The following is an 11,024-nucleotide window of genomic DNA, read 5'->3' on the forward strand; positions in this document are numbered from 1 at the left end:
CAAATGAATATCCAAATTTTCGGTGTGAAAAAATGCTTTGATACACAAAAGGCGGAGAGATACTTTAAAGAAAGAAATATTAAATACCAATATATTGACCTGGCCAAATATGGGTTAAGTAAAGGTGAATTTTCAAGTGTTAAAGCTGCAGTAGGGCTAAGGGCATTAATAAACAGTAAAGCGAAGGAATATAAGCTGCTTAATATGCACCGCCTTGGAACTGGAAGCGTTGCGGAAGAAATTCTTTTTAAAAACCCAAAACTTTATCAATCCCCAATTGTCAGGAATGGTAAACATGCTACAGTTGGGTATAGTCCTGATGTATGGAATAATTGGGAGTAAAAGGTGGTATCTATGGAAGGTCAAAATAGGAAAAATATTTATCCGGGGATAACTGTGGAGATTGTTTTGAAAAAAGATCAAGGTACAGGGAAAAGGACACGTGGAGTGGTCAAAGATGTCCTAACAAACTCAATGACACATCCGAGAGGAATTAAGGTAAGACTTGTCGATGGACAGATTGGAAGAGTCCAGGAAATTATAAAATGATTTCTAGCGGGGTAATTTTAAAGATATTTACAGATAAGGAGCATCTGCTTTCGGGCAGGTGCTATTGATTGTATGGGGTAAATAAATGAAAAATAAATCAAGCTAAAACCGCCATAGAAGAGCAAGGCGTTAATATATTATATCTCTCCTTTGGTTTTTTAAAATGGAAAGAGATTAACGAATCTGAGCAGATAATAACATCACCTATCGTGCTTGTCCCGGTAATACTAAGGGGACGGGGGGGGGCGGCAGGGTCTAAAACAATTAATTTTTATAATAAAGAAGGCCCGGAACCCGGGCCTTAGCTTTTTGAACCCTATTCTATTTTTCCTTGATCAGCGAATAGTGCGGTTTATACTGCAGATTATGTACCGTATTGATCGTGCGAACTGTTCTGCTCTTGGCCCGCATTACCAGCGAATAGGTTTCGGCAATTTCGCCTCCGCGGAAGCGCACGCCTTTGAGCAATTCTCCGTCTGTAACTCCGGTGGCGGCAAAGATGGCGTCGTCACCCTTGACCAGATCGTTCATGGTCAGGATGCGGTTGGGGTCCTGAATGCCCATGCTCAGGCAGCGCTGGTATTCGGCATCGTCCTCGGGCACCAGCCGGGCCTGCATGTCGCCGCCCAGGCACTTGAGTGCCGCCGCGGCGATAACCCCTTCCGGCGCGCCGCCGATTCCCGCGCAAATGTCAATGCCGGTATCTTCAAAGGCAGTAGCCAGCGCCGCCGCCACGTCTCCGTCGCCGATCAGGCGCACCCTGGCCCCCGCGCCCCGCACAGCTTCTATTAATTCCTGGTGGCGCGGCCGGTCCAAAATCATTACGGTGCAGTCAACAATGCGCTTATTATTTGCTTTGGCCACAATTTCCAAAGTTTTTTCGATGGGGTCATCCAGATTAATTAAACCAGCTGCCTTAGGCCCTACAGCCAGTTTTTGCATATACATATCCGGAGCGTGCAGCAGGTTGCCCCGGTCGGCAATAGCGATTACCGACATAGCGTTGGGCAGTCCCTTGGCCAATATATTCGTGCCCTCCAGGGGGTCTACGGCCACATCTACCTCGGGAGTTTGCGAGTTGCCAACTTTTTCACCGATATAAAGCATCGGAGCTTCGTCCATTTCACCTTCACCGATAACCACGGTTCCGTTCACACAGACTGAATCAAACATGGTCCGCATGGCGTTGGTGGCCGCGTCGTCGGCTTCAATTTTGCGCCCGCGCCCCATCCACTGCGCTGATGCCAGCGCCGCCATTTCCGTAACGCGCACCAGTTCCAGTGTCAGTTCTCTTTCCATTGAACTCGTCTCCTTTGTTAAAAGCTTACATGTAACAATTTCATTTTAACATATTTATTAACTAATGGGTCATTTAGTATAACATTTTTTCGAAAATGTTTTATACGCTTTCGTCAAAATCAGCTTATATATTTCATTTGTTCTAAAAAAACGACCTGATTACTATAATATTGGGCTTGGCATGTGGTAAAATATCCGGGGGTATAATAATTTTTTGGTAACTGTCAGTATCTGTAAATATTAGGAGTCAGAAGTCAGGAGTCAGAATAAAAGGACCGGCTTGGTGTATTCTGACTCCTGACTTCTGACTCCTGGATTGAGGAGTGGTAGCATGTCCAAACTATGGGGAGGGCGCTTTCAAAAGGAGACGGACAGCCTGGTGGATGATTTTCATTCATCCATATCCTTTGACAGCCGCCTGTACAAATATGATATAACCGGCAGTATCGCCCATGCCGCAATGCTGGCCCGGGTTGGCATAATCAGCCTGGAAGAATCGGAAACAATAACGCGCGGCCTGCAGGGCATACTGGCTGATATTGAGGCCGGGCTGGTGGAATTCTCCGTATCCGCCGAGGACATCCACATGAATGTCGAGCAGCTTTTAATAGAAAGAATCGGTGAAGTGGGCAAAAAGCTGCACACCGCCCGCAGCCGCAACGACCAGGTGGCCCTGGATGTCCGCATGTACCTCAGAGATGAAATAGATGCTGTGCTGGAGCTTTTGGGGCAGTTGAATGTTACCCTGCTGGATTTGGCCGAACAGCATATTGATACGGTCATGCCCGGGTATACCCATCTGCAGCGCGCCCAGCCGGTTAACCTGGCCCATCACTTGCTGGCGTACTGCCAGATGTTTTACCGGGATATGGACAGGCTGCGGGACTGCCGCCGGCGGGTAAATGTCATGCCGCTGGGCGCCGGAGCGCTGGCTGGGACCACTTTCCCCCTGGACCGGGCATTCGTGGCCCGGGAGCTGGGGTTTGACGCCATCACCGAAAACAGTCTTGATGCCGTAAGCGACCGTGATTTTGCAGTGGAATTTGCGGCGGCCGCTGCGCTGGTGATGGTGCACCTGAGCCGGTTCTGCGAGGAAATAATCCTATGGTCAACCAGTGAATTCAGCTTTGTTGAATTGGATGACGCCTATAGCACCGGCAGCAGCATGATGCCGCAAAAGAAGAATCCCGATGTGGCGGAGCTCATCAAGGGCAAAAGCGGCAGGGTTTTCGGCGACCTAACCACTCTGCTGGTGATGCTCAAAGGGCTGCCCCTGGCTTATAACAAGGATATGCAGGAAGATAAAGAAGCGCTGTTTGACGCGGTGGATACGGTTAAAAAATGTCTGCTTATTTTCCGCCCCATGCTGGCGACGATGAGGGTTAAAAAAGACAACCTGGCCCGGGCCGCCCGGGGAGGGTTCACCAATGCCACCGATTTGGCCGACTACCTGGTGGAAAAGGGCGTGCCTTTCAGGGAAGCACATGAAATAGTCGGCCGGGCAGTGGCCTATTGCATTGAAAGGGCAGGCAATTTGGATGATTTAACCCTGGAGGAATTTAACCGTTTTTCACCGGTAATCGATGAAGAGGTTTACAGCGCCATTGGCATCGACCATTGTGTGGCGGCCCGCAAGGTTCCGGGAGGTCCGGCCCCGGAAGCTGTCCGGGAGAGCATTGCCAAAATGCGCGGCAGGGTGGGTTTATTATGAACTGGCAGCAAGCTGCCCTGGCCGTGCTGGTTGGGGCCGTAATCGGTTATATTACCAACTGGATTGCTATTCGCATGTTATTCCGGCCTCTTTATGAAAGAAAGCTGATGGGTATGCATGTCCCTTTTACCCCGGGAGTCATTCCCCGGGGTAAGACACGTCTGGCTAAAGGCATAGGTGATGCTGTGGGCGGAATGCTGCTGACAGAGGAAAAAGTAGTGCAGCACCTGCTGCGGCCGGATTCCGAAGAAAAAGTTCAGCATTTCCTGGATAACAGGATTGCTGAAATGCGCCGGCGGGACGCGACGGTCGGTGAAACCTTGGCCCTGCCGCCCGGTGAGCAGCCCGCGGCTGATTTAAAACAATGGTTTGCCACCATCGCGGTAAACGTTGCCCGGAGCGATGAATTTCGCCGGACCGCCGCCCGTGCCGCCGCAGATTTGACCGGTTCTCTTCTGGACAAGCAAGTGGGACCTGCAATAGAAATTATCGGCCGGGCACGGTTTAGAGCATGGTTGGAACAGGTCAACGCCGGCTTGCTGGCAGGTGAAGCGGGCGATAATTTGCGGAGCAGGCTGGTTAATATAATAGAAGATTTTTTAAACAGCCCCAAAACTGTGCGGGAATACCTTCCGGAAGCGTTAATAGAAGGGGTGCACCGGTTTATTGACGACCAGGCCCCCCGTATCGGCAGCGCCGTTGAACAGTACTTGTCCTCCAGGAGTGCACACCGGGCGATCAAAAACAGGTTAAACCATTTTTTTGAAAGTACGGCGTTAAAACGGATGCTCAACGGAGTTTTCAGCCTGCTGGGAACCGGCACCGACGCCCTTACGGAAAAGTTGGCCGCGGAAATAGCCATGTTCCTGGCTGATGAGCAAAACCGGGCGGAAATTATCAAACGCCTGCACCAGCTGGCGGATGAGGCTATGGAAAAAAGCATTGCTGATATTGCTGCGGCGCTGGATGAGGCGGGGAAAAAGGAAAAAGCAGAGGAGATTGCCTCCTGGCTGCTGGAAAAAATGCGTAATCCCGGCCTGGGGCTGTCGATCCCGGAAATTGTTGAGCAACTGGTGGAGCGCAACAGTGATAAAACCTGGCGCGAGATATTCAGCATCAGTGAGCCCGGCCCGTGGGAGGCGCTGGAGTCGTTTTTCGACCGCCTGTTGCAACAAACACAAAGCAGCGCTGGGTATGCCCAAAAAGTTAAGCAGCTGGCAGACCGCTGTATCGACGGGCTGCTGCAGGCTAAAATGAGTTATGTTTTGGAGCTGCTGCCGGATGACGCCAGGGAAAACCCCGGGCGTTTGGCGCTGGGCCTGTATCGTTTTCTGGTCCAAAAACAGGTCCCCGGCCTGGTTAGATTTTTAGATGTCAACGCCATGATTCGCCGGCAGGTGGAGGAATTAGACGTGCTGCAGGTGGAGGAGCTGCTGTTGGGCATAATGCGCCGCGAGCTGGTGGCGATCACCTGGCTCGGGGGACTGCTGGGCGCCATTTTAGGACTGGTCATGGTCGGAATGCAGTATCTGGCCAAATAATGCTCACAAACTGTTGACCGATATAACGATTATACGGTATACTTTTAAAATAAGTTTTACTTCAGGAGTCAGGAGTCAGAATTCAGTAGTCCTGAACACGGTTCTTTTCATGTTCATTCAATTCCTGATTTCTAAACAGTAAAGTTTTTAAATCAGTTTCAATTCCAACTCAGTAATCAGTGCTCAGAATTCAGAATTAGTTATTGATAAGGCCTAAATATGGTTTTTTTCATTCTGACTCCTGACTCCTAATATTCTGTAAAAGTTATGAAGGGGAGCAATGCCTGGAAAACCGTGCCACAGAGAGCCGGGGATGCTGAAAACCGGCGCCCGGAACAGGTATGACATCGCCCTGGAACTGCTTCGCTGAAAGGTTCTTCCCGTAAGCGAAGACGGGAGTGGCCCGTTATCGCTGTAGTGTTTACGAGACATGCTGAGAGGCTTTCGCCGTGAGGCGGAGGCAAGCAGGGTGGTACCGCGTGAGGAGATTATACCTCTCGTCCCTGGTTGGTTGTGCCAACCAGATACGGGAGGTTTTTAATTTTATACACCTTTATAAAGAGGGAAGTGTACCTAGGGTTCCGCCTCCTGCGGGAGGGACTGGACCGAGCGGTACAGACCAAAGGGGATGTAATCCCCGGAGGTTACACCGTGGGGATAAAAGACCCAGCGGATAGGTTCCACTCTTGGAAAATATCGGCGGGGTCTTATTTTTATTTCCCTGCTTGGCCACAGGAGGTGAAAACAGTCGTCAATCCCTTTTATAATACCGGGTGCAACCGGGTAGAGATTGGTTTGGAAAAAGTGTTGGCGGATGATGGAAACGATAGCTGTTTTTACATTGGTGCTTTAATGGCAGATTTTGAATTAGGAGAGTGAAAAGATGAGCCTTACGATTTATTTGGATGGGAAATATGTTCCCGAGGAACAGGCGGTTGTTTCCGTATTCGATCATGGTCTTTTGTATGGCGACGGTATTTTTGAGGGCATCAGAGCTTACCATAACCGGGTGTTCAAGCTGCAGGACCACCTGGTCAGGCTTTATGAATCAGCCCGCACGCTGGCTATGGAAATTCCCATCAGTATTGAAGAAATGCAGGAAGTGGTGCTGGAGACCCTGCGGCGCAATAATTTGCGGGACGCTTATATCCGCCTGGTGGTTACCCGGGGCAAGGGCGATCTGGGTCTGGACCCGCGCAAGTGCCCAAGGCCGACTATTTTTTGCATTGCCGCCTCAATTCAACTTTATCCGGAAGAATTGTATGAAAAAGGACTTGAAATGATCACCGTGGCGACGCGCCGCAATGTTCCGGAAGCATGCAACCCCAGGGTCAAGTCCCTTAACTATTTAAATAATATTTACGCCAAAATGGAAGCCAACCTGGCCGGCGTTCCCGAAGCAATTATGCTCAACCAGGAAGGTTACGTCGCCGAGGCTACCGGGGATAACATTTTCCTGGTCAAGAACGGTAAACTTATCACTCCTCCGATTCATGTAGGCATGCTGGAAGGCGTTACCCGCAATGCGGTAATGGACCTGGCCAGAGAGAGAGGCATTGAAGTTATTGAGAAGGTATTTACCCGTCATGATGTTTATATTTCTGACGAATGTTTCCTAACCGGAACCGCAGCCGAACTTATTCCCTGCGTCCGGGTGGACGGCAGGGCTATTGGCAATGGCCAGCCCGGCCCGGTGTTCAAAGAACTGTTGGGTGATTTCCGCGAATTAACCAAAGTGGACGGACCGGTCATTTTTGAATAAACTGTTTTCAAATAAAACTTATGCATAAGAAGCTTTCGAATAAGCTATTTTCTATTACAGCAAAAGATGTGGCTATTTCGTAAAAGGAGGAGTAATTGTGCGCAGTGATGCTATGAAAAAAGGTCTGGACAAAGCCCCGCACCGCTCCCTGTTCAATGCCCTGGGTCTGACCAGGCAGGAGCTGGAACGTCCCATGATCGGAGTGGTCAATTCATTCAATGAAATAGTGCCGGGCCATATGCACCTGCGGGAAATCACCGAGGCAGTCAAAGCCGGGGTCAGAATGAACGGCGGCACTCCGTTTGAATTTCCCGCCATCGCGGTTTGTGACGGCATTGCCATGAACCATTCTGGCATGAAATACTCGCTGGCCAGCAGGGAGCTAATTGCAGATTCGGTGGAAGTAATGAGCATGGCCCACCCCTTTGACGGCATTGTGCTGGTTACCTCTTGCGATAAAGTGGTGCCCGGCATGCTGATGGCCGCGGCCCGGCTGGACATTCCTGCCATTGTAGTCAGCGGCGGCCCCATGATGGCCGGGCGGCTCAATGGTAAGGATCTTTCCCTGAGCAACATTTTTGAAGGCGTTGGCTCGGTGCGGGCAGGCACGATGACCGAAGAGGAACTGGCCCTGTATGAAGAGTCGGTTTGCCCCGGCTGCGGCTCTTGCGCCGGGATGTTTACCGCCAATTCCATGAACTGCCTGACAGAGGTGCTGGGCATGGCGCTGCCCGGCAACGGAACGCTGCCCGCGGTTTCCGCGGCCCGCCGCCGTCTGGCCAAGTTAAGCGGGATGCGGGTGGTTGACCTGGTGCGGGAAAACCTGAAACCTTCCGATATACTTACTGAAAAGGCCTTTGCCAACGGTCTGGCCATGGATATGGCCCTGGGCTGCTCCACTAATACGGTGCTGCACCTGCCCGCCATCGCCAGTGAGGCCGATATTAAAATAGAGCTGGACCAGATTAACCGGATCAGTGAAAAAACTCCCAACCTGTGCAAGCTAAGCCCGGCGGGTCCTCATTATATGCAGGACCTGAACGAGGCCGGCGGTATTTCCGCCGTGCTGCGGGAGCTGTCCGAGCACGGGTTTATAGACGGCAGCACGCTGACCGTAACCGGCCGGACTTTGGGTGAAAATGTGGCCGCGGCCTCTGTGCTGAGGCGGGAGGTAATTCGCAGTGTGGAAGAACCGTACAGTTCCACAGGAGGCATAGCTATCCTTTACGGTAATCTGGCTCCCGGCGGGGCGGTGGTCAAAAGATCGGCGGTGGCGCCGGAAATGCTGCAGCACCGCGGCCCGGCCCGTGTATTCAACTCTGAAGAAGAAGCCGTGCAGGCTTTAAATAACCTGGAAATACAAAAAGGCGACGTTATCATTATCAGATACGAGGGGCCCAAAGGAGGTCCGGGCATGCGGGAGATGCTTACTCCCACCGCCACGGTGGCCGGCCTTGGCCTTGACAAGGATGTGGCCCTGATCACCGACGGGCGCTTCAGCGGGGCCACCCGCGGCGCTTCCATCGGTCACGCAACTCCTGAGGCGGCCGAAGGAGGACCTATCGCGGCACTGCAGGACGGGGACATCATTGATATCAACATACCCGAATGTAAACTGAATGTGCTGCTGAGCGACGAAGAACTGGCGGCCCGGATGAACCGCTGGGTCAAACCGGAACCCAGGGTGCGCAAAGGCTACCTGGTCCGGTATGCCAAACTGGTCACCTCCGCCGGCACCGGGGCGGTCTTGAAAAAAGACTTTGAATAAGGAGTCAGGAGAATCAAGTTAGCATTGTACAAATAAACAATCTTCTGCTGTAGTACTAACGAAACTTTAATGTATAATTGACAGACTGTAAATATTTTAATGATAGACTTAAAGTAGATTAATTAGAACTGTTTACCTGCCAATGAGGCCATAAACCGGCGGAGGCGGTTTGACAATTTACCGGAGGTGAAGGGGTATGAAAAAAACCGGGGCGCAAATCCTGGTGGAAAGTCTCCTGGCTGAGGGGGTGGATACCATTTTCGGCTACCCTGGCGGGCAGGCGCTACCTATTTACGACGCTTTATATGATGCTGACATTCGCCATATCCTGACCCGACATGAACAGGGCGCCGCCCATGCTGCCGACGGCTATGCCCGGGCCTCTGGCAAACCTGGTGTTTGCCTGGCCACTTCGGGTCCCGGTGCTACTAATTTAGTGACGGGAATTGCCAATGCCTACATGGACTCGGTCCCCCTGGTGGCTATTACCGGCCAGGTGCCGACCTCAATGCTGGGGCGGGATTCTTTTCAGGAAGCTGATATTACGGGTATAACCCTGCCAATTACCAAACACAATTATCTGGTCAAGGATGTTAAAGACCTGGCCACAATAATACGTGAAGCATTTTATATCGCTACCACAGGCCGACCGGGCCCGGTGCTTATCGACATGCCGCGGGATGTTTCAGCGGGTGAGACGGAGTATCAGGACCCCGGGCCGGCGCATTTGCCGGGATATGACGTTAAAACAGATCCAGATCCCGAGCAAGTTGCCAGGGCCGTCAGGGCGATTGAAGAAGCCGAGCGGCCCGTTATTTATGCTGGCGGTGGTGTGATTAGCGCCAACGCACATGTTGAGCTGCTTAAACTTGCGGAAATGCTGCTGGCCCCTGTGGCCACCACCCTGATGGGCCTGGGTGGCTTTCCCGGAAATCACCCGCTGTCGGTGGGTATGCTGGGCATGCATGGCAGCAAGTATGCCAACTACGCTGTTTCCGAGTGCGATTTACTGATCGGCGTGGGTGTGCGCTTTGACGACCGGGTTACCAGTAAGCTGGAGGCTTTTGCCCCTAACGCCACAGTGATTCATATAGACATAGACCCGGCTGAAATTGGAAAAAATGTGGGTGTTGACATTCCCGTGGTGGGAGACGTGCGCACCACCCTGCGGGAACTGGCCGGGCGCCTGCAGCCCAGGCTCGTCAGCAAGTGGCGGGATAAAATTCAGGTGTGGAAAAAGGAATATCCCATTGAATTTGAAGAAAACGGCAGAATCAAGCCCCAGGAAGTGATCAGGGAGATCTATCACGCCACCGGCGGCAATGCCAGGATTACAACCGAAGTGGGACAGCACCAGATGTGGGCCGCCCATTACTTTACGTATACCAGGCCGCGCACCTTTATCTCATCAGGCGGACTGGGAACGATGGGCTTTGGCTTCCCCGCCGCCATTGGAGTGCAGTTGGCCTGCCCGGGCGAAACAGTGATCGACATTGCCGGCGACGGAAGCATTCAGATGAATATTCAGGAACTGGCTACCGCAGTCAGTCATAAGCTGCCGGTTAAAATCGCCATTTTAAACAACGGTTTCCTGGGCATGGTCAGACAGTGGCAGGAGCTGTTTTATGACCGCCGTTATTCATATACGGAACTGGATAACCCTGACTTTGTAAAAATTGCCGAGGCCTATGGCGCCGTAGGCATCAGGGTGGATAAAAAGTCTGAAGTCCGGCCGGCTCTGGATGAAGCGCTCCGGATCGATAAGCCGGTGGTATTGGATTTTGTAATTGAGCGGGAGGAGAACGTTATGCCCTTTGTTCCTCCCGGAGAAGCCATTAATAATATGCTGGGATAGGAGGGGTGATTATGCGGCACACCCTGGCTGTGCTGGTTGAAAACAATCCGGGCGTTCTGGCCCGGGTAGCCGGTTTGTTTAGCCGGCGCGGGTTCAATATTGATAGTTTGGCCGTGGGACGTACAGAGAGCCCGGATGTTTCCCGGATGACGATAGTGGTTGAGGGAGACGCCCGGATCCTGGAGCAGGTAAACAAACAGCTGCACAAACTGGTGGATGTAATCAAGATTAATGACATCACAGCCGACGAATATGTTGACCGCGAGCTGGTGCTGATTAAAGTAAACGTAGACCCCGCCCAAAGGGGTGAGGTAATGCAAATTGCCGATGTTTTCCGGGCCCGAATAGTAGACCTGGGACGCAAGACGGTCACCCTGGAGTGCACCGGCAACGACGGCAAAATCAATGCTTTTGAGGAATCCCTGCGGCCCTATGGCATTAAAGAGCTGGTCCGCACGGGCAAGATCGCCATGCTCAGGGGATTTAAATACACCGCTCTCCAGGAAAACGGAGAATAACATTAGAATTCAGGAGTCAGG

At 51.9% G+C, this 11,024-nt stretch carries 11 protein-coding genes and 1 other annotated feature; of the genes, 10 read left to right on the forward strand and 1 reads right to left on the reverse strand.

What is annotated here, in order from left to right:
- Positions 1-3 precede the first annotated feature (3 nt).
- From BM056_RS17715 to BM056_RS27695, 3 genes are all read left to right on the forward strand, one after another.
- Positions 4-342, forward strand: coding sequence for an arsenate reductase family protein (locus BM056_RS17715; RefSeq protein ID WP_092472887.1), 339 nt, complete (start codon positions 4-6; stop codon positions 340-342).
- A gap of 12 nt (positions 343-354) precedes the next feature.
- A complete protein-coding gene (locus BM056_RS17720) occupies positions 355-549 on the forward strand; it encodes a YwbE family protein (protein WP_092472889.1) in 195 nt (64 codons plus the stop codon).
- Positions 550-641: 92 nt separating this feature from the next.
- Positions 642-854 carry a DUF4011 domain-containing protein gene (locus tag BM056_RS27695; protein ID WP_092472891.1) on the forward strand — a complete coding sequence of 71 codons (213 nt, stop codon included), beginning with the start codon at positions 642-644 and terminating at the stop codon, positions 852-854.
- Positions 855-870: 16 nt separating this feature from the next.
- On the opposite strand, the gene glpX is transcribed toward BM056_RS27695, so the two are convergent.
- Positions 871-1,848, reverse strand: coding sequence for a class II fructose-bisphosphatase (gene glpX, locus BM056_RS17730; RefSeq protein ID WP_092472893.1), 978 nt, complete (start codon positions 1,846-1,848; stop codon positions 871-873).
- Between the two features lie 331 nt (positions 1,849-2,179).
- Between glpX and argH the strand changes: the two genes are divergently transcribed.
- From argH to ilvN, 7 genes are all read left to right on the forward strand, one after another.
- Positions 2,180-3,559, forward strand: a complete 1,380-nt coding sequence (gene argH, locus BM056_RS17735) for an argininosuccinate lyase (RefSeq protein ID WP_092472895.1) — start codon at positions 2,180-2,182, stop codon at positions 3,557-3,559.
- Positions 3,556-5,100: a DUF445 family protein gene (locus tag BM056_RS17740; RefSeq protein WP_092472897.1), complete on the forward strand. Its 1,545-nt coding sequence runs from the start codon at positions 3,556-3,558 to the stop codon at positions 5,098-5,100. The genes argH and BM056_RS17740 overlap by 4 nt, the downstream gene beginning before the upstream one ends.
- A gap of 258 nt (positions 5,101-5,358) precedes the next feature.
- Positions 5,359-5,608, forward strand: a binding site (T-box leader).
- Positions 5,609-5,751: 143 nt separating this feature from the next.
- Positions 5,752-5,979 carry a hypothetical protein gene (locus tag BM056_RS25880; protein WP_131820786.1) on the forward strand — a complete coding sequence of 76 codons (228 nt, stop codon included), beginning with the start codon at positions 5,752-5,754 and terminating at the stop codon, positions 5,977-5,979.
- Positions 5,980-5,983: 4 nt separating this feature from the next.
- A complete protein-coding gene (ilvE, locus tag BM056_RS17750; protein WP_092472901.1) occupies positions 5,984-6,862 on the forward strand; it encodes a branched-chain-amino-acid transaminase in 879 nt (292 codons plus the stop codon).
- A 97-nt stretch (positions 6,863-6,959) separates the two neighbouring features.
- Positions 6,960-8,630, forward strand: coding sequence for a dihydroxy-acid dehydratase (gene ilvD / locus BM056_RS17755; protein ID WP_092472903.1), 1,671 nt, complete (start codon positions 6,960-6,962; stop codon positions 8,628-8,630).
- Positions 8,631-8,826: 196 nt separating this feature from the next.
- A complete protein-coding gene (gene ilvB, locus BM056_RS17760) occupies positions 8,827-10,485 on the forward strand; it encodes a biosynthetic-type acetolactate synthase large subunit (protein WP_092472905.1) in 1,659 nt (552 codons plus the stop codon).
- Between the two features lie 11 nt (positions 10,486-10,496).
- Positions 10,497-11,003 (forward strand): acetolactate synthase small subunit, encoded by a 507-nt coding sequence (gene ilvN, locus BM056_RS17765; protein ID WP_092472907.1) that lies wholly within the window; start codon positions 10,497-10,499, stop codon positions 11,001-11,003.
- Positions 11,004-11,024 lie beyond the last annotated feature (21 nt).

Origin of the sequence: Desulfotruncus arcticus DSM 17038 (assembly GCF_900113335.1) — a bacterium.
GTDB lineage: Bacteria > Bacillota > Desulfotomaculia > Desulfotomaculales > Desulfallaceae > Desulfotruncus > Desulfotruncus arcticus.

Bases quoted from the DNA above. Each gene is read 5' to 3' on its own strand.
- BM056_RS17715 (WP_092472887.1), top strand. From the start codon at position 4: ATGAATATCCAAATTTTCGGTGTGAAAAAATGCTTTGATACACAAAAG.
- BM056_RS17720 (WP_092472889.1), top strand. From the start codon at position 355: ATGGAAGGTCAAAATAGGAAAAATATTTATCCGGGGATAACTGTGGAG.
- glpX (WP_092472893.1), bottom strand. From the start codon at position 1,848: ATGGAAAGAGAACTGACACTGGAACTGGTGCGCGTTACGGAAATGGCG.
- argH (WP_092472895.1), top strand. From the start codon at position 2,180: ATGTCCAAACTATGGGGAGGGCGCTTTCAAAAGGAGACGGACAGCCTG.
- BM056_RS17740 (WP_092472897.1), top strand. From the start codon at position 3,556: ATGAACTGGCAGCAAGCTGCCCTGGCCGTGCTGGTTGGGGCCGTAATC.
- ilvE (WP_092472901.1), top strand. From the start codon at position 5,984: ATGAGCCTTACGATTTATTTGGATGGGAAATATGTTCCCGAGGAACAG.
- ilvB (WP_092472905.1), top strand. From the start codon at position 8,827: ATGAAAAAAACCGGGGCGCAAATCCTGGTGGAAAGTCTCCTGGCTGAG.
- ilvN (WP_092472907.1), top strand. From the start codon at position 10,497: ATGCGGCACACCCTGGCTGTGCTGGTTGAAAACAATCCGGGCGTTCTG.